This is a genomic window from Marinobacterium lacunae (genome assembly GCF_000705555.1).
In the GTDB taxonomy this organism is placed as follows: Bacteria; Pseudomonadota; Gammaproteobacteria; order Pseudomonadales; family Balneatricaceae; genus Marinobacterium_D; species Marinobacterium_D lacunae.
Genome location: NZ_JMQN01000018.1, coordinates 103,628 through 123,323 on the forward strand (window position 1 = coordinate 103,628; position 19,696 = coordinate 123,323).

The following is a 19,696-nucleotide window of genomic DNA, read 5'->3' on the forward strand; positions in this document are numbered from 1 at the left end:
AAAATATTTATAGCCAATCGTATTCTATCAATCCTCTCTTATTCAAGATCTTTTTAAGTTTATTCTTTATTCTATTGAAAAGTCTAACTACGCTGATGGCTTTAAAATTATTTATTATGATTTTATTTTTAGTTAAAAATCTCAAGTATGGTCTGGCCGACCGCTCTAATGAAATGAATTCAAAATCTTTTGAAAGCCATTCTAACTGTTTTTGTGAAGGGTCTCCGCCGACAATTTCGGCAGCGGTTCTTAGCGTTTTGAATTTTTTAATTTTATATTCATTCGGGTATCTAGATGTGGTGTAGTTCCCGTATGTCTCAAACTCACTGAAGCCACATTCATTCAGCTCTGATTCACTAATAGAATGAATTATTTTTTCAAAAAAATCCTTCCCTGGCGATATACACTCATTATTGATAGAGCAAATAAGGTTTTTCATTATTGAGGTTTTAATAATCATCACCTCAGATATGAAAGAAATTTCTTTGATAGTTCTTATAACAGGTGGACAAAACAATTTATATAAAGTATCGAAATATGGTTTGTGATATTCTCTCTTCCCAATAAATATGGGGTATCCACTTTCATCAAAAAAACTTACTGGGCGAAGAGGAATGGTGTCGGAATCCCACACAACATAAAAATCATTTTTTTCGAATACGCAAATAGACATTTTAAGAAATTGCTGAAAGTACCAACCTGCTCTCCCATCTTTACCGATTCGTTCTTTTATTATTTTTTTGACATTTTCAATATTTAGCTGATCATATAAAGTATCTTCATCTATACATTCACCGTACTTATCTAAGTTAACTTTTTCGATATAAGAAATAGGAGCTAAGAATATAACATGTCCTTCAGGAAAGTTTATGTTAATATATTTAACAAGCCGTTCAACTTCATGTTCTTGCGAGTCAAAAATAGGTATATATACATTCATTTCTATATTCAATCCCGCTATTAAACGTACTTTCCAAAATTCTAAAATCCTTATATATCGAAATTCTGTTTCCAACTAGACACGTCCAAGTTCAAGCAGTCTCTGAGCTTACGCACATCTTCCCTGTATTCTTTCTGTAGGTATTTTCTCATTCGATTATTTAAAATCAGATTAGGATTCTTATATAAGAAATAGGAAAATTTATCTGAAATCACAATTCTAAATCTATTTGAAAGCATACTTTTCACGAGAAAATCAAATTTTATGCTCTTCAATATTTTCATAACATATGTTTGCTGGCGACTTTTATTATGAACATCATATTTATATAGTTTCTTTTCGCTCGCACCTAGAAAACTCAGACACTCCAAATAATATTTCTCAGGATCAATAATAAAATCATCAAATATTATTACTTTTACTTTCGAGAAATTAGTCATGTATGACTTTACACTTTCGTAATAATATCCGTACTCTTTCAATAGCCAGAAAGAATTATATCCAGCATCTTTTCTATACTTTTCATTATTTATTTCTTCTTCTAGGTCACCTTTACAGCCCGGTAGATAATTATAATGAGAAACAATTCTTTCTACCGGATCCCTTAGCATAATTATAATTGGCACATCACCAATCATTTTTTTAATTTTAGGTATGACACTTTCATAATGATACAAATAATGAACACTTGCATCACCTCTAAAAATACTTGGTACATTATATAAAGCATAATATTCTTCTTTTTCGTAGATCAGTCTACTTAAGATATCACTCCTCATTGGGTCCTTTTTACTCATCTTACGTAGTATATCCCCAACAAAATACATAGGCTCTTTACCATCCGGTATATATATATCTTGATGCGATGATAAATATTTTGCCAACGAGGATGTTCCAGCTTTCGCAGCACCTACTATAAAGAAATTTGCTTGCTTTATATTCAATTAATTTCCTTATTTCTTACATATAAATAATAGAGAAAAATCAAAGATAAAATTTAAAAACAAGATCCAAAATCCAATTAATACTCAGACGTAATTGCACGATAAATATTTTTTATTATTGAAATCACATCATATTTAGAAGTATTAGCTATAATTTCGGGAATTACTGGTTTCTGATAAGGACTGTCTACTCCAGTAAAATCCCTAATCTCGCCTTTCCGAGCCCTTTCATATAGCCCTTTAGGATCACGCTGCTCACATACCTCTAACGGAGCTTCCACATACACCTCGATAAAATCACCATCATCAAACAGCGCCCTTGCAGCTTCCCTATCGGCCCTGAACGGCGATATAAAGGCTGTAATAACAATAAGACCTGCTTCAGTCATCAACTTAGCCAGCTCGCCAACCCGGCGGATATTTTCCGTTCTATCTGCTTCTGACATTCCCAGGTCTTTGCATAGGCCGTGGCGTACGTTGTCACCATCCAGCAGCATGGTGTGGTAACCCTTTTCTACCAATGCTTTTTCCAGCGCATTGGCGAGGGTGGATTTGCCGGAGCCGGAAAGACCGGTAAACCAGATACAGCGGGGATGCTGGTTTTTCTGCTTCGCCCGCACTTCCGGGGTTACCGAGGTGTGGTTCCACACCACTTGGGCTTGACTATCGTGATCTCGGAATTCGTATTGGGCGCCTTTCGGTTGATGGGTACGGCCAGATGCCCACACTTCAGACACCGCTGCACATACCATGAACCAGGGGTTCAGCAGCGTATCTGAGCGGGTGTTGTAGCGCATGGGCTCGAGGCTGGGGAACGCCAGTACCAAACCGCCGGCGGCTTCTACTACCGCTTGGGCGGCTGCAGTATCCCACTCGCTGGTTGGCCCTAATCTTGGGTAGAGATCCGCCTCGCCTTCCGCCACCAGGCAGAGCTTGAGTGAACTCCCCATGGAGACGATTTCGGCGTTTGGCAGTGTATCGATGAATTCACGGAACTCATCGCTTTGGTGGGATCGGCTACCCACTACCTGCCAGGTCTCGCCCTCAGACGGTAGGGCTTTTACCTTGATAGGTTGGGTGACTCCACCTTCTGTCTTGAAAGCACCCTGACCACACTCGCCGTAATAGGTGACCCCTTTCGCGGGTACATGTACAACGCCGAGCACGGGCTTATGGTTATCGATCAGCGCGATATTGACGGTAAACTCTCCGTTCTTCTTGATGAACTCCTTGGTACCGTCGAGCGGATCGATCAGCCAGTAGCAACTCCAACTCATTCGGTCGTCAATATCGCTCTTAGACGACTCCTCCGAGAGTATGGGTATCTCGGGGGTGAGCTTTTTTAGCCCTTCTATGATGCAGTGATGCGACGCCAGATCCGCCTCGGTCAATGGGCTGCTGTCGGATTTATCGTAAACAGCGAAATCCTGCGCGTAGATTGCCATGATTTTTTCACCCGCTTGGCGGGCGATCTCGATGATGGCTTGTAGATCGGGCATTACTTCCAGCACTCCGAACAGTGTCTTAAAAATGTGTAAAAATTTGCGTTCCGCTATCGCATATTGGCGCTAATGCGGCTTTCAACGAGTCTTTGGCGCTAAGGTTACCATGTACAAGGCGTATCTCCTGCGGCTTGTACCTTATCCCTTTGACGAAATTCACCAGGCCCCGCTGATCGGCATGGGCGGAGTAGCCGCCGATGGTCTGGATATGGGCACGGATGTCGATGCGTTCATCATCCAACCAGACATAACCGCCCCTGGGGCCATACTGTTGGATCTCGCGCCCCAGCGTGCCCGCTGCCTGATAACCGACGAACAATACTGCGTGTTTCGGCTCATCGAGCATCCTTTTCAGATAGTTGACGATGCGTCCGGCGTTGCACATGCCGCTGCCCGCAATAACGATGGCGGGACGGCCTGATTTGGCCAGATGCGCCACCATCTGCTCATGCTGGCTGTGGCTCTCGACAGTCAACAGATTATCGAAACTGAGCGGCTTATGCCCCTGCGTCAGTCGGCGGTGCGCCTCCGCATCCCAGTAGGGTTTCAGCTCTCGATAGGCCTGGGTAAAGCGGGCGGCCAGGGGCGAATCGAGCACCACCGGTAACACCTCTTGTCCAAAGACAAGCTGCAGCGCCTCCAGCTCATAGAGAATCTCCTGGGTGCGGCCGATGCTGAATGCAGGGATCAGCAAGGTGCCGCCGTTGTGCTGTGCTCGCTCTATAGCGGCGCGCAGGCGCTGGACCCGCGTGCGGCGATCCTCATGCAAGCGGTCACCGTAGGTGCTCTCCAACACCAGCACGTCGGCGCGATAGGGCGCTCGTGGTGAGGGTAGCAGCGGTGCGTAGGGTGCGCCCAAATCGCCGGAAAACACCACCCGCCGGCGCCGCCCGCTGACTCGGTTAAGCAGATCGCACTCCACATAGCCAGAGCCGAGTATATGGCCAGCCCGCTGCAGCTTGATCCTCACCCGGCGCTGGTCATCATCGATCAGCGTGAACCAGGTTTTATATGGCAGTGCAATCGTGCGTGCGTTCAGCTGTGACAGGTAGCGTTCCACCAACCGAGTGTCACGACTGATCCCGAGTTTGAACGCATCCTCCAGTACAAGCGGCAGCAACTTTGCCGAAGGTTCGGAACAGATGATCGGCCCCTTGAACCCGGCGTCCAGTAGCCAGGGTATCCGCCCCACATGATCGATATGTACATGGGTAGCGATAAGCGCCCGAATACCCTCTGTATTGAACGAGATCGCCTGCGGATCGCCATCTTCATGTTTCGTGCCGGAGACTTCAGCGCCCTGGAACAAGCCGCAGTCGATCAACAGGCTCTGCTGATCGTCTATATGTAGCTGGTGGCACGAGCCGGTGACGCCATCCTTTGCACCGTGGTGCTCAATACTTTTGTAAGGCATATCCTTTGCCCTTTTGGTTCGTTGACTAGGTCAGTAGATATCTCTGGATAGCAGCGTAAACGGCGTCTTCAACAGTATTTTGATATCCAGCCAGAGCGACCAGGTGTTGATGTACTGAAGGTCTAGCTCAACGCGCCGCTGCATCTTATCCAGCGTCTCGGTTTCCCCGCGGCACCCGCTGACCTGCGCAAGGCCGGTAATGCCCGGTTTAATGCGATGACGCGCCATGTAAGCGGTAATTTTGTCCGAGTAGTAGTCGTTATGTGCCACCGCATGGGGGCGTGGGCCAACCAGCGACATCTCACCCTTTAACACATTGAACAGTTGCGGCAGTTCGTCGATCGAGGTGCGGCGGATAAAGCGCCCTACTGCGGTGATACGAGGGTCTTGACGGGTTGCCTGCTTTACCTGCCGATCATCATGCATACGCATGGAGCGAAACTTTAGTACATGAAATACCTTGCCATAGCCATGACGCGGCTGCCTGAACAGCACCGGCCCCGGTGAGGATAATTTGACTGCCAAGGCGGTGACCAATAGCAGAGGGCTGAGCAACATGATCCCAATAAATGCCAAACTTCTATCCATCAATCCTTTTAGAAATGCACCTGTCGGATAGGCAGTCAGCGGGCTTTCGTTCAGGTGGATAGCCGGTATCCCTTCGATATCCGATACAGAGTGGTTCAGCATCATCATACTGGCCAGATCAGGTATCCAGACCACATCCACATTGGTGTCGAGCAGATCGATATACAGCCCCTCAATCTGCTCCATTAGCGCTGCGGGCAATGCGATATACAGGCGCCGCAGGTCATACTCTTCAATCAACTGACGCAGATGTACTGCCTGCCCGATAATTGGGTAGAGACTGTCATCCACTCCCGGTTGGTCATCCGCCTCGATTAGGCCAATCAACGGTTCACCGCGCTTGACGTTTAACGTCTCAGCCAGCTGGAGGGCCAGTTCACCAGTACCCAAAATGGCCGCTCGGCGTCGGGCTCGGAGTTTATCATGATACTTTTTAGAAGCTCGGTGCAGCGGAATAAAGGCAGCCGCCTGTACGATGAACCCCAGCGTCAACCATTGCAGCAGTACTTCACGGGAGTAAAGCTCGCTGGTTTTGGTGACGAAGGCCAGCACCGCCAGCAACCCCAACAGTAACAGCCAGCCGATGAGCAGATGACGCAGGCCGGCCAGATAGCCCAGGCGTTTATCATATACTTGAGTGAGGTTGTAGACAGGCACAGAGCCCAGCAAGGTGAGCGCTGCGAGGGTACGATAGTGAGGTGCGACATCCCCGGTTTTAAGGAGGGTCAGGGTTATGAGCAGGGAGATCAGCAGCAGGTTTGCGACCGACAGCTGAATCCAAAAGGTTAGACCGCGTACCCGTGTTGTCGATGTGTGTCCAAGCTTCATTTGGTTGACTGCAATCCTTTATCTAACCAATTCCGATCAATGACCAACAATCGAGCACGCTACCGCCCGGAGGTTGAAAACGGCTTTCCTCAATGCCTGGGCGTTTCGATCTGGCAGCTCATTAAAATAAGGCAAATATCTTACACGATGATTGACGAGCCACACATAAAAAGGGGGATCTAATCTCAACGCCCGTATCCATTCGGGTTTTGAGACTGCCAACGCCAGGCATCAGCCATCATCTCTTCCAAACCCCGGCGTGCACTCCAGCTGAGTTCGATACTCGCTTTAGTCGGATCGGCATAACAGGTGGCGATATCCCCGGGTCGTCTGTCCACAATCTGATAGGGCACCGCTCGCTGCGCGGTGCGTTCAAACGCCTTCACCATCTCAAGCACCGAATACCCTTGTCCTGTACCCAGGTTCCAGATATGAGCGCCCGGCCTGCCCTCGAGATATTGCAGCGCCGCCAGATGTCCCGCGGCCAGATCAACCACATGGATATAGTCACGCACCCCTGTACCGTCTGGTGTTGGGTAGTCATTGCCGAATACCGATAGCCGTTCCAGCTTGCCTATCGCCACCTGAGCGATATAGGGCAACAGGTTGTTCGGAATATCGTTTGGATCCTCCCCGATCAGACCGCTTTCATGGGCACCGACCGGGTTGAAGTAGCGCAGAATCGCTATACGCCAACGCGGATCGGAACGGGCGGTGTCTTCGAGCATCTGCTCGACGATCAGTTTGCTTCGACCGTACGGATTGGTGGGAAGACCTATCGGACAGTCTTCACTGATCGGGGTCTGACTCGGATCACCATAGACGGTCGCCGAAGAGCTGAACACTATAGAAAATACACCGGCAGCCTGCATCGCCTGGGTCAATACCAGTGAGCCGTTGACATTGTTGTCGTAATACTTGAGCGGCTGATTGACACTTTCCCCTACCGCTTTTAACCCGGCGAAATGCAGTACCGAGTCAATTTGATGCTCAGCAAACAGCTTATCCAATAGCGGGCGATCTCTGATATCGCCTTCCACGAAATCAAGCGAGCGCCCAGTAATTTTCTCGACCCTTGCTAGTGACTCCCGACTGGAGTTACACAGGTTGTCCAGCACGACAACATCGTGGCCGGATTCGAGCAGTTCTACACAGGTGTGTGATCCGATATAGCCGGCACCGCCGGTAACAAGAATCTTCTCTTTCATAAGTCATCCGGGAGATCCATGCTCCCACTCATTAAGTTGTCTCAGCGAGCACCGAACCCAGTGAGAATGGTTCGAATCGTCCTAAAGATAATCAGGATATCCAGCCAGAGGGAGAAGTGTTTGATGTAGTAAAAATCGTGTTCGATCTTTACCCGCGTGTCATCCGCGTTGGCGGCATAGCCGTGAACCACCTGAGCCCATCCGGTGATACCGGGTTTAACGACATGTCGATAGGTATAAAAGGGGATCTCTTTCTCAAAGCGCTCGACAAAGGCTTTCTGTTCTGGACGAGGGCCGATGAGACTCATCTCGCCCTTCAATACATTGATGAACTGGGGTAGTTCGTCGATTCGCGTCTTACGGATTACACGCCCGACACGCGTAATCCGCATATCGTTGGCAGCCGCGAACTGCGCGCCGTCCTTCTCGGAGTCTTTGCACATACTGCGTAACTTATAAACCTTGAAAGCCCTGCTACCCTGCCCTATCCGCTCCTGAATGAAAAACATCGGCCCAGGACTCTCCAGCTTGATGACAACCCCTGTGATTAACATGACAGGAAGCCATACCGGCACAGTAAGCAGCACCAAGGCGATATCCATAACCCGCTTGAAAAAGTCATACACAGGAGAGGGCAAAAGCGCGCCAAACTCATTCTCCGAGAGATGATTGACCCGCACACGGCCAGTAAGTGACTCCTGCACCTGTCGAATGTTATAGACCGGGATCCTGGACAACACACAACGTGCCAGGAAACGCTCCCATTCGGGTGGTAGATCATCCGAGTGCAAATCAGCCACAACAGCATCATATCGACGCCCTTCCAGATCCGGCACGGCCAAGAGATCGAGTATAGCCTCATCACCTGCCTTCAGATCCAGCGTACGACCAAAAGGAACCAACGCAAGCTTGGGCGTACGGAACCGTCGACTAATATAGAAACCGACAAAGCACCAAAAGTTGGTCAATGCAAATGAAGCCAGAAGCACAGAGCGAGCGTACCCTTCCCTAGTCATGAAAAGCACGGCAAAGACCAGCAGGTAGGAGATAGCGACAGAAGGCAGAATGTAAGAGAGGGTGTGCGCCCCCGGGTAGTTTTTGAATCTACGCAGGATCAAAAACACACCGAAGAACGCGAATCCACAGGCTACAAAGGTGTTGAAGTGGACCTCACCTGTCCTGATTAGCTCGTATGAGTCTGTCCCCCAACGCATAAACGCCGGAGGTACGGTAGCCACCACTAGACCAGCAACAAGGTAAAACAACTCGCTAAAGATCAGCCGCTCGTACCAGCGGGAATGACGACGATTAAAAGTATCCTTCACACAGTCTCCAAAAACGCTACATCAACACCAATTACTGCATCCTTTGTTAAACACAAGACTCAGTGAAGAACACCTAATCGCCGTGCTAAATGGGGAAACTTCTGCCGTAACACTCCCCGTACCGCGTAATGCGAAAAATAGTAAGAGCTCTCAACCAGGTTAAGTTGTTCAACATCACGATAGAGTTTCCACGTGTAACTTGCTGCGCTCGCTTTGTTGGCCGAGATGGAGTCTGTGCGAACACGGTACTGAGCAAGTACCTGTTGTATCCCGTAGGCAAAGTCAGTGTGCCTCAACAGTTTAAGCCAAAGACCAAAATCTTGGCGCTTCCTTATCTGAGGCATGTAAACTTTACCAAAATGATCTGTATCGTAAACTGCAGTTAAACATCCGATAACACAGGTCTTTAACAACTGTCGATAGCCTACTTTAAATGGTACGCCCACCTTACCCAAAGGCACGCCTGTCTCAGAAATTTTTTCGTAAGCGGAAAAGCAAAAAGGAATATTATTATCCCTCATGAAATTTATTTGAGTTTCGATCTTATTTGAAAACCATATATCATCGCTATCCAAAAAAGCGATATAGCGCCCGACAGCAGCCTCTATAGCCTTATTTCGAGAGACTGCAGCGCCGGAGTTTCTTGTAAGTTTTATAATTTTTATTCTTTTGTCAGAACGAGATAACTCCTGAACTAGTGTCAAACTGGTATCGGTTGAAAAGTCGTCGACAATAATCAATTCAAGATCTTTACAAGATTGCGCAAGAACAGACCTAATAGAATCTACACAGTAATGCTCAGAGTTGTAGACGGGCATTATTACTGAAACGAGGCACATTTTAATTCCCTACATTAAAATAGGCTTCATAAACACTCAATATTTTATCAAACTCATTCTGCCAGTTATATATATTTATATATTCTCGGCCTTTACGCCCCATTTCTTCTCGTTCTTCTGCGTTTAGCCCAACCATATTCTCGACAGCTAATGAAAGATTAGTAGATGATCCAGCAGAAATAAAAATTCCCGCACCCAATCTTCCTAGCTTGTCCCTCCACATTTCAAAATCACTTGCTATAAAAGGTTTAGAAAACGCCATGTATTCATAAATCTTATTCGGATCGGTATATTTATGACCACCCACATCATCAATATATATAAGTCCAACGTCCGACTTCACAACATAAGCAAATGCCAACTCCTGTTCGACACTAGGAATATAATCAACATATTCCCAACCAGCCATCAGACGAGCTTTATTTAGATCCTCAGGATCAGCGGGCCCTATTAACCAAAGTCTACACGAGTGTTTTTTATTAACATACTCAAGCGCCTCGACCATACTAAAAAGGCCTCTTGACTTGTTTATCAAACCCAAATAAACAAGTCTAAAATCGGTATTACCAGAATCAATATTTGATACTTCCTGATATACTCTGTCATACATCTTTTTATTATGTCTCGGTGCATTCCCGACAACCAAGCTTTTTTCACCAAGGCGATTAGCAACACTTTCTTGGGTGACAAAAGTTGAAATAGAAAATTTACAAACAACCTTTTCAGCCCTAGATACCAAAAAAGCTAGAATCTTTCTTAAGGATGGATATATCCATTCACGTATAAGTATTCGCTTTTCGAAGTCCTCATGTGTGTCATAAATATAATGCCTACCAAACAGCTTCAATATAAACGCTATTGGTATAGTATCTGGATTGTGGAGATGATAAACATCAGCTCTATTTAAAAAAGTTTGAATCAGGACAAAAGGCAGTGATAAGAAACGCAATAGACGACTATCAAAATCCCCCCAGCGCGGTACGATTTTCACTCCATCCGAATGTATAAAATTAGGAGCTCGCGCTATTAAAGTAACGTCAAACCCTTGCTCCGCATAGGAAACCGCTTCCTTTTTGAAAACTCTGACATCTCCCCATTGATGAACTGGAGCCACGATTACAATCTTGATCTTATCGTCTTTCAATATAATAACTACACATCAAAAAAGATAACTATAAACATCAAAAATCTAAATTTTCCGTATATGCTTGAGCAATCTTAGAAAAAACAAAAACGTTTGAACGTACTTATTTTCTCCAGATATTATTTGAGATTTATAAAAATCAACCAGATAGTGCAAGGTCTGAGTACCACTCATACCACTTGAGCTATAGTTTCCCGCCACGAAATCAGCAACGTAGATTGATGCGCCTTCATTCATAGCTCGCTTGACAAACAGTTGGTCAGCACATATTGGGAGCTTAGGAGAGTAATATCCAACACTGGAATGCAGGCTTTTCTTAATCAACAACGCCACTGAGTGACATGACGCAACCGCTGACATACCTTTGATCCACGACTTACCCTTGCGCGGAAGACATAGCTTCCCATCTGTTATCCAAGAGGCCGCAATAAAATCAGGCATATTACCATTTACTATTGCAGACTTATAATTTTCAATTGCGGTTGGGCTCAAAATATCATCAGCACCGACAACCAAATAATAGTCTGTGCGGCAGACATCTATACCCTTATTCAAAGCATCGTACACACCGAAGTCAGGTTCAGAAATTATAGTAACGTTATCTAAATCACTACTTTCTATTAATCTAATTGTGTTGTCCGTTGAATTAGAATCCACTAATATCCAACTAAATGCATTATCAGTCTGCGCTTTAATACTTTCTATTAAATCACTAATAACGGCCTCAGCATTGTAGGTCGCCGTAATCACACTAATATTTTTGATAGACAAAGCAATAATATCTCAAGAATATGCTTTAAAATTCGTAGCCAAAAAGCTCTATATCAGCCTTAAATGTTTCAGCAACCATATTCTTAGTCTTTTCATCATAATACTGCTTATAATTTCTATCTTTAGATACATTGAGCCAAGGAAGCTTAGCATCAATACTTATTTTTTTACATATAGTATCAAAGTCTTCCTGAAGGCTTTCATACTTTCCAACAAAGTCTACGATAAGACTACCATCCGGAGCATATACAAAATCCTTTTGAAAACGGGCCTCGTGTTCACACCGCCACGCGATATAGTCTTCAAAGCTACCTAAACTTTTTATAAGCTCATGCTGAGCATGTGACTCTTTTTTCAACATGTAAGTGTATAAAGATACTTGCCAATCCCATGGGTTGCGAACAAAAGCAAAAGAAAAATACTTTGAATATTCTTCCTCCCCCATCCTATCCCGAACTTCTGCAGCACTTATATGACTACGATAAGGCTGGTTACCCCAGCCTGGTTCAGCGTTTGATGGCTCATCACTAAACCGCCGATATAATTTATTGGCTAACCTTGTAGCTTTTGCCGCGGAGAAGGGCATCAAGGCGTTGGTAATACTTGTACCAGCATTCTTATAAACATGAATAAATATAAATTTATTTCTATCTGACCTGAGCATAGTTTTTAACTTCCATCACTATCTTAACCAATCAAAACAATTAACTTTTTAACCTCATATATTTTCCAATACCTTGTCGGAAACCCAGTCAATATCATACTAATATTAAAAGAACTTGGTATTCATCAGCACCTCTATTTGCTTACTCTTCTACACCTCGCGCAAAAACAACGGAAGCGCAGTCAATTATAACACCAACCAAAGTTAACCCAACCCACGGTCACAGATCCAAAAAAATTTTAATATCAGGCGAGTTGAAATATGAAAAAGACAACTTAGTATTTAATATAAAATCTACTTCCTCTATATTATCGACTCGATAGACTCCATACTCTTCCAAATTCTCTGATTGAAAATAATCCGATATAACAATTACTGGAATGCCAGACAAGTTAAACTCAACGATCTTCGTAAGAAAGCCACTTGTTTGCGGCTGACTTATAATTAACATATCAACATCAGAAAGAACGGAAATAAGCTCTTTATCGCTTAAGGTGCCTAATACCTTTACGTTATCGCCTTCATATGCCTTAAGTTTTTCGGTGCCATAACCAGCGATTTCGAAAATATAATTATGCATTTTTATATTAAGAGATTTTATTTCGCTAATAAAATTCATAATCCCTCGGAATGTTGGAGGATTACTTATCGTACCCATCAATAATGCCCGATAACTTTTCTCCTTTTGTTTTCGAAACTCTCTTATTTTAATAACGGCTTCATATTCATCTGCAACAGGGTAATAGCTATAAACATATGCCATTACACCCATATTTGACAACATGATCTGATCATGCCTCGAAATAACAAAAACTCTGCGAGCATGTTTATAACCAAATATTTCATTACTGAAAAGATGATTATCACTTCTAAAAAATACTTCGGTCTGCGATGGAACCATAAACTCGATATTGTGTGGCATGGCGTCATACTGCACATTCAACATTTTCAACAATCGCATGAATACAATTGGAAATCCCGGGCCAACTTCTAACAACACACAATCAAAATCCTTTTTACTAACTCTTTGCAAAAGCAGAGTAGAATAAACGACCAGCGGGAAAAAAAATTTAATATTGACACCAAAAAAAATTATAAAAATAATAGAAGTAAAAAAAGATCTAAATAAAAATACAGGGTTATGGAATGACGCCCTAATCGCTTCTTTCTTATTCAATGCATAAGGATCGAATAATGTACCACCCAAATTTTCTATAGTCTTAGATATCTGAATACTCCTCTTGTACCCACCGTGCTTAACTTTAGAAGACATGTAACATGGAACATGCAAATAATTCATTCAAAAACCTTTTAAATTAAAAAACGTAAAGCATCGAAAACTATTAATAATTCATAAAAAAGCGAAATAAAACTCTATAAATATCAAAATCAATAAGAAAGCATAATTTTATTTGAATAAAAACCAATAAACAAACACTACCTACTATGCTACAAAAATAGACCTTGAGATTTCTAAGTCTCTAAAGCCATAAAACTTCAATAAAATAGCACTTTCTATATATAAGGTATAAAAATTTAGTGAATATATTTTTACAAGTTACTCAGCCGAACCACATTTCCTATTCGTTATTTACACACAAAAATTTCGCCGGTAGTTTTTAAATCGTAGATACATATTTCTTATCAACACCGGCGACAAACTAAAAACGATATGTTTTATATACGGTTTGATAGGCTGCCCTTTTTTAAAAGCATCCTTCATATACAAAATCGACAACCAGTATTTGCCACCGTTAAAAAATGAAACAGCCATTTCTTTTTCATATTCCCCAGTCGGCAATTGCTCTAAGCGAGGAAGCCTATTTAAATCGTTCACTATATCAGTTAGCTGACTATCGGCTTCCTCTATCGATAACCCCGAACTCAAAATGGCCACCTTCTGGTGTATGTATTCGTTCATTTTATTTTTAAATACTTCGGTCTTCCTACTTTGCGACCCCCTCAACCTCCTGTAATAAATCAATGGAACTCCCAAATTATATAGATCAGAGACATATGATAAATTTATAAACATGTCGTTATCTTCTAAACTTTTTAAATTCGACCTATACCCACCGATAGCCTGAATAACATTTTTACGAATCACAGACCCAGGGTGTAAAATAAGATACCTACCCTGTTTGATACGCTGTGTAACATTACCCGATACACTTGTATATTTTATTTCACCAGTAATTAAACCGTCCTCTGTCATTAGCACACAGCCTCCACCAACAAGCCCGTACTTAGTAGAAGTCTCTAGCTTATCGGAAGCCAACTCCAACCAAAAAGGAAAGGCAATATCGTCACTATCTAATATACCTATAAACTCGGACCTTGATTCTTTTATACCGGTATTAAGTGATGCAGGGAACCCTTTATTTTCACTATGTCTTATAACTCGAACATTTTCAAACTCCCTTTCCAGCTCCAATGCTAATTCATAGGATCCATCGACAGAACAATCATCTATAATAATATGCTCATAGGGCAAGCATGTTTGTTTCGAAACGGAAACAACTGTTTCTCGCAAATACAATTTTGAATTATAACTTGCCGTTAAAACCGTTATATTTGATACTTTTTTCATATCATTTAATAATCAATACCAAAAATATTCAAAGTCCTTATGGTATATTTTTCTAAGGATATTTTTTGCTTCAGGATTCAGTTTAGAGTCTGACGGAATCTGTTTATTTAATTCGGGCAGATCACCTTTCAAACCCAAATTCATAGATATGTATTTAAAATCCTTATCAATATTTTCAAACCTACCTATAAAGTCCACATGCAAACAGCCTTTATATTCTAAAAAACGATACTGTGGTATAAAATGAATCCATTTTTGAATACTAAAATCTTTTGCAAGACCATTAACAACAAAATCATTTACATCTTCGAACAAAGAAATTTTCTTTTGCGCAAATATATCATCGGTGCTATTCATACCTCCATTTTTAAGAAAGTTATAAGCCGACTCAACACGAGCGTTTGGGTTTCTTACAAACGTAAACTTATATAGCGCATCAACCGCGGGCTTCCCAAAAACATCTATATAGTGATTTATGCTCGCGTGCCCAAGCCCAAGATTTCCATATAGTTTCATATTAACGGAAGATCCTGCCGCTTTAGGAATATGTATAAAAATAAATCCATTATCCAAGTATTGGCTATATCTATTAAGCTTTAGCCTTTCTTGGTTGATTTGATAATTTTTCACTCTTTTTTTATAATATAAAAAATCTTCAATTTTTTTTTTCGCCCACATCAGCACACCTTTTTTAATCACATCTATCTAAAAGTATTCGCAACATCAAAATATTAAATTTCATATCCCGGCACATACTTAATAAAAATCTATTAAAACCTTGAAGAAACCGCTTTAAATTACAGCTTTATAAAAACAAACGCACAAAGTTCTAATAATCTATTTATTGACCTCAATAAATTCTTTTAAATCATTAATATTTGGCTTACGCTTTAACAAAGGCGTATTTAATTTATCTTCCACATATTCTTTATCATTCAACAATCTACGCAAAACACTTTCTATAGCGGAATCATCCAGACCATACAAATTAACTACAGCATTTTCATTAAAGTCCACCAACAAATCTTCTGGTCTACACCATGTTATTGGTATACAGCCCGCATAGAAAGCCTCAGGTATCTTTTCAGTTATATATCCATCACCAATACTATTTTCGGGGCAAAGACAATAGTTATAACCCTCTAAAATGTTGTATTTTTCAAAACTCATACCAGCGTTACTAAATACAGAGCCGAAGCCATCGCAGCCTAATATATTATTAACGATTTCATAAAGCCTTCCTCTCGGCTCTCTTAAGTGCGATGTAAAGATCACTGCTTTTTTCACTCTTTTGGATCTATCTTCATATGTAGATCTTATTGGATTCAACAACCGATCCAAAGACAAACGCCGACCATATCGTAAATATTCAGGCTGTTCATCCAGCCCCTCCCAATCTATATGCCACATCCAGTTTGGGAAACGGAGAACATACTGATTTCCGCTATAAGATTTCCAGAAGCCAATCTGGCACCGAGCAATATCAAACCGCACATTTTCATTTTCGCCCGTTACGAAAAAGTCAGCCTTTTTATTAAAAAGGGCATTTAATCTTAAGTACAAATGATCTTTTTTTGTCAAAAAAGGACCAACGACGGTTAATTTATTTCCGGTGGATATATTTTCAAAAAACCTGTGAATAAGCCAATTTTCCGGCTTAAAATCCTTCCAAAAACCTATATATGTTACGCTCATTTACTTTACACAACCTATTCTATGGAATAGCTAGAACTCATATCGATTAATTTTGATTAGCCATAGCTTTAAAAATATTATTATTTTTAACAAGCTGGCTATAGGTTCCACTGTCAATAACAGTACCGCCGTCTAATACATATATGCAGTCACAGCATTCAACAGTCGCTAGTCGATGTGCAATCATTATCACTGTTTTCTTACCTGATAACTCATGGATGGCATCCATTACAAGTTTCTCTGTAATACCATCCAACGCACTGGTTGCCTCATCCATTATAAGTATTTTTGGGTCATCATATAGCGCACGAGCTATTCCTATGCGTTGCCGCTGGCCTCCTGATAGCTGCACCCCCCGTTCCCCTACACGCGTATCAATACCGTCTTCTAATCTTTCGACCAACTCTTCTAGGTGAGCCAGCTTTACAGCTCGTAGGACTTTTTCATCGTCAACACTTTCTTTTGGCAAGCCAAAAGCAATATTTTCTCTAATACTTGCATCAGCCAGGAATATTGATTGCGGAACATATCCAATACAACGTTGCCATACACACTTTTCGTCCGGACGGAGAGGACTACCATCTATATAAATTTTTCCTTCCTGCGGTTCGATAAGTCCTAGTAATATATCGATAATAGTTGACTTACCAGACCCAGAGGGTCCTACCAAACCTATTACAGCATTAACAGGAAGAGTTATGTCGACCTTTTTTAAGGCCGCATCATTCTTCCCTGGGTAACGGAAAAATATACCTTTAAGAGATATGTCGCCAAGAATATTAATTTTATCTTCACAGTTAACTTTTGGCATATGATTAGAGAACTTACTCGCCTCAAAGTCATCCTTTAGACTTTCAAATGCTGATATATGACTGCGCAAGCTAGTCACCCCTGTATATACCTGTTGAAAACAGGGTAACAGTTTAAAACCGGCCAAAGCATAAATTGACAGCACTGGTAATAAAGCACCCAAATCACCTTCTTTTGATTTCATAAGGTAAAGAACAAGAGAGATTACTGCAAAAAATGCAATAAGTTCCATCACGTAACGCGGAACTTGAGCTATTGCTCTATTAATTCCCTGCGCATGCCCCAGTGCACTACTAGCTACCTCAAAACGCTCATTGAAATCAGCTTGACGGCCGAGCACTAAAGTATCCTTGATACCTCCAAAACCTTCATTCATTAATTTAAAGCGTGCCCTGTTAGCATCTGTAACGACCTTTCCATTAGAAGCCAAATGGTGTCGAACTAACCTATACAACAGAATATAGGACACTCCGAATAAAAGAACGCCGATCAACGCAACTGAGGGATTGATTAAGAAGATAGCAATAGACATAACCGTCGCCAGAACCATCTTCGCTGTCAGCTGCAGCAACGGCGCAATAACTTGATTAGTCAGTCGGTTACATTCTTGAGATACTTTATTTGTCAGTTGTGCGCTACTTCCGCTAGCATGAAACAACCAAGGTTGACTCATGTAATGTTTATAAAGTCGAGTACTTAGCTCAGCACCTACCTGTTGACCATACATCGCTAAGCGCCACGTCGTAAACATTGAAATTACGGCTGCCAAAGTCAATATCACCAAGACGGCGACGCCTAGAAAAAAAACGAAATCATTGGGAGATTCAAATCCAGATATTTTATATAAATAGGCCAGTTTCCCTTCGCCTTGCAAGCGCCCCATATCGCCCACTACTGCCATGAATGGGCCAATAGAGGCAACTCCAGCCACTTCCGAAAATGCCATTATAACTACCAAAAACTGTAATTTTATCAATCTATTCCGCTGATCAGCAGTAAGCAAATGGCAAAGTTGTTTAATTTTTGCAACCATAAATATATTTTACCCGCACCTTAAGAGTCGCCGCCAAACAAATCCCGCGTATATACCTTGCAGTTGACATCTTCAATATCAGCAGTCATCCTGTTCGCAATAATCACATCACTTTTTTGCTTAAATTCAGCAAGGTCACGAATTACCAATGAATTGAAAAAGTAGTCTTCCTCCAGTACCGGCTCATAAATGACTACATCCACACCTTTCGCCTTAATCCGCTTCATAACCCCCTGAATGGCAGACGCACGAAAATTATCCGAGCCGCTTTTCATCACCAAACGGTAGATACCGACGACCTTCGGTTTACGCCGCAACACCGAGTCCGCGATGAAGTCTTTTCGCGTGGTATTGGCGTCAACGATTGCACGAATCAGGTTACTGGGGACATCAGCATAGTTAGCGAGCAGCTGCTTTGTGTCTTTCGGCAGGCAGTAGCCGCCGTAGCCAAAAGAGGGGTTGTTGTAGTGGCTGCCGATACGGGGGTCGAGACCGACACCTTCGATTATGTGTCGGGTATCCAGTCCGTGGGTTTCGGCGTAGCTGTCGAGCTCGTTGAAGTAAGCGACGCGCATGGCCAGGTAGGTATTGGCGAACAGTTTGATCGCTTCAGCTTCGGTGCTGTCGGTGAACAGGGTCGGTACATCCTGCTTGATCGCCCCCTGCTGCAACAGGGCAGCAAAGCGTTCGGCGCGTTCGGATTGCTCACCCACAATAATGCGGGATGGGTAGAGGTTATCGTGAAGCGCTTTGCCTTCGCGCAAGAACTCAGGGGAAAAGATGATCTGGTCGGTGCCGAACTGCTCTCGCACGCTGGCGGTGTAGCCCACCGGCACGGTTGATTTGATCACCATCACCGCAGATGGATTGATCGCCAGCACATCGCGGACAACGGCTTCGACACTTTTGGTGTTGAAGTAGTTGGTCTCTGGGTCGTAGTCGGTCGGTGTGGCGATTACGACGAACTCAGCGCCCTGATATGCGCTCTCTTTATCCAGCGTCGCGCGGAAGTTCAGTGTTTTCTCCGCCAGATACTGCTCGATCTCCACATCCTCAATCGGGGACTTACGATCATTGAGCAGCGCAACCTTCTCTTCGACGATGTCGAGCGCCACCACTTCGTTGTGTTGGGCAAGGAGGATGGCATTGGAGAGACCTACATAACCGGTACCGGCAATTGCAATTTTCACTGTTCGTCTTACCCGTCGATCGAGAAGTACCGAACCCGACACTGACCACCTGACACACCCACGCCCAGCTGACCTTTCCTGGCCTTCAGACACGCTACCGCCCGGAGGTTGCCTGTCGGATACTCCTCAAAACCCAGATTTCAGTACCCCTGAACAAAGGGCACCCACGATATTTGATTAAGGCGGATTCTACACGACTTTGGTTGGCGGC

17 protein-coding genes are annotated in these 19,696 nt (G+C 43.1%); all 17 read right to left on the reverse strand.

The window, feature by feature from the left end; genetic code table 11:
* Nucleotides 1-7: 7 nt before the first annotated feature.
* Nucleotides 8-1,015 carry a hypothetical protein gene (locus ADIMK_RS07325; RefSeq protein ID WP_156042835.1) on the reverse strand — a complete coding sequence of 336 codons (1,008 nt, stop codon included), beginning with the start codon at nucleotides 1,013-1,015 and terminating at the stop codon, nucleotides 8-10.
* Nucleotides 991-1,884, reverse strand: coding sequence for a sulfotransferase (locus tag ADIMK_RS07330; protein WP_081849705.1), 894 nt, complete (start codon nucleotides 1,882-1,884; stop codon nucleotides 991-993). The genes ADIMK_RS07325 and ADIMK_RS07330 overlap by 25 nt, the downstream gene beginning before the upstream one ends.
* Before the next feature lie 77 nt (nucleotides 1,885-1,961).
* Nucleotides 1,962-3,383, reverse strand: coding sequence for a 3'(2'),5'-bisphosphate nucleotidase CysQ (cysQ, locus tag ADIMK_RS22355; RefSeq protein ID WP_051692658.1), 1,422 nt, complete (start codon nucleotides 3,381-3,383; stop codon nucleotides 1,962-1,964).
* Nucleotides 3,384-3,408: 25 nt separating this feature from the next.
* On the reverse strand, nucleotides 3,409-4,800 hold the full coding sequence (locus tag ADIMK_RS07340; protein ID WP_051692660.1) for an MBL fold metallo-hydrolase: 1,392 nt from the start codon (nucleotides 4,798-4,800) through the stop codon (nucleotides 3,409-3,411).
* 30 nt (nucleotides 4,801-4,830) lie between these two features.
* The gene (locus ADIMK_RS07345) at nucleotides 4,831-6,216 is read right to left on the reverse strand and encodes an undecaprenyl-phosphate glucose phosphotransferase (protein WP_036185701.1); all 1,386 of its coding nucleotides are present in this window, start codon (nucleotides 6,214-6,216) and stop codon (nucleotides 4,831-4,833) included.
* 185 nt (nucleotides 6,217-6,401) lie between these two features.
* Entirely contained in the window at nucleotides 6,402-7,424 is a 1,023-nt protein-coding gene (galE, locus tag ADIMK_RS07350; RefSeq protein ID WP_036185703.1) for a UDP-glucose 4-epimerase GalE, read from the reverse strand.
* A gap of 41 nt (nucleotides 7,425-7,465) precedes the next feature.
* Nucleotides 7,466-8,749, reverse strand: a complete 1,284-nt coding sequence (locus ADIMK_RS07355) for a sugar transferase (RefSeq protein ID WP_036185705.1) — start codon at nucleotides 8,747-8,749, stop codon at nucleotides 7,466-7,468.
* Between the two features lie 59 nt (nucleotides 8,750-8,808).
* Complete coding sequence (locus tag ADIMK_RS07360; RefSeq protein WP_036185707.1) at nucleotides 8,809-9,588, reverse strand: glycosyltransferase family 2 protein; 780 nt, start codon at nucleotides 9,586-9,588, stop codon at nucleotides 8,809-8,811.
* 1 nt (nucleotide 9,589) lies between these two features.
* Nucleotides 9,590-10,732 (reverse strand): glycosyltransferase, encoded by a 1,143-nt coding sequence (locus ADIMK_RS07365; RefSeq protein WP_036185710.1) that lies wholly within the window; start codon nucleotides 10,730-10,732, stop codon nucleotides 9,590-9,592.
* Nucleotides 10,733-10,777: 45 nt separating this feature from the next.
* Nucleotides 10,778-11,503, reverse strand: coding sequence for a glycosyltransferase (locus ADIMK_RS21295; RefSeq protein ID WP_051692664.1), 726 nt, complete (start codon nucleotides 11,501-11,503; stop codon nucleotides 10,778-10,780).
* A gap of 25 nt (nucleotides 11,504-11,528) precedes the next feature.
* Nucleotides 11,529-12,167, reverse strand: a complete 639-nt coding sequence (locus ADIMK_RS07375) for a sulfotransferase family 2 domain-containing protein (protein WP_036185712.1) — start codon at nucleotides 12,165-12,167, stop codon at nucleotides 11,529-11,531.
* 220 nt (nucleotides 12,168-12,387) lie between these two features.
* Nucleotides 12,388-13,467 (reverse strand): glycosyltransferase family protein, encoded by a 1,080-nt coding sequence (locus ADIMK_RS07380; RefSeq protein ID WP_036185715.1) that lies wholly within the window; start codon nucleotides 13,465-13,467, stop codon nucleotides 12,388-12,390.
* 291 nt (nucleotides 13,468-13,758) lie between these two features.
* The gene (locus ADIMK_RS07385) at nucleotides 13,759-14,757 is read right to left on the reverse strand and encodes a glycosyltransferase family 2 protein (RefSeq protein ID WP_081849707.1); all 999 of its coding nucleotides are present in this window, start codon (nucleotides 14,755-14,757) and stop codon (nucleotides 13,759-13,761) included.
* Between the two features lie 12 nt (nucleotides 14,758-14,769).
* On the reverse strand, nucleotides 14,770-15,435 hold the full coding sequence (locus ADIMK_RS07390) for a sulfotransferase family 2 domain-containing protein (RefSeq protein WP_051692667.1): 666 nt from the start codon (nucleotides 15,433-15,435) through the stop codon (nucleotides 14,770-14,772).
* 159 nt (nucleotides 15,436-15,594) lie between these two features.
* Nucleotides 15,595-16,452 carry a glycosyltransferase family 10 domain-containing protein gene (locus tag ADIMK_RS07395; protein WP_036185719.1) on the reverse strand — a complete coding sequence of 286 codons (858 nt, stop codon included), beginning with the start codon at nucleotides 16,450-16,452 and terminating at the stop codon, nucleotides 15,595-15,597.
* 46 nt (nucleotides 16,453-16,498) lie between these two features.
* Complete coding sequence (locus ADIMK_RS07400; RefSeq protein ID WP_036185724.1) at nucleotides 16,499-18,295, reverse strand: ABC transporter ATP-binding protein; 1,797 nt, start codon at nucleotides 18,293-18,295, stop codon at nucleotides 16,499-16,501.
* Nucleotides 18,296-18,315: 20 nt separating this feature from the next.
* Nucleotides 18,316-19,485: a nucleotide sugar dehydrogenase gene (locus ADIMK_RS07405; RefSeq protein WP_036185727.1), complete on the reverse strand. Its 1,170-nt coding sequence runs from the start codon at nucleotides 19,483-19,485 to the stop codon at nucleotides 18,316-18,318.
* Nucleotides 19,486-19,696: the final 211 nt, after the last annotated feature.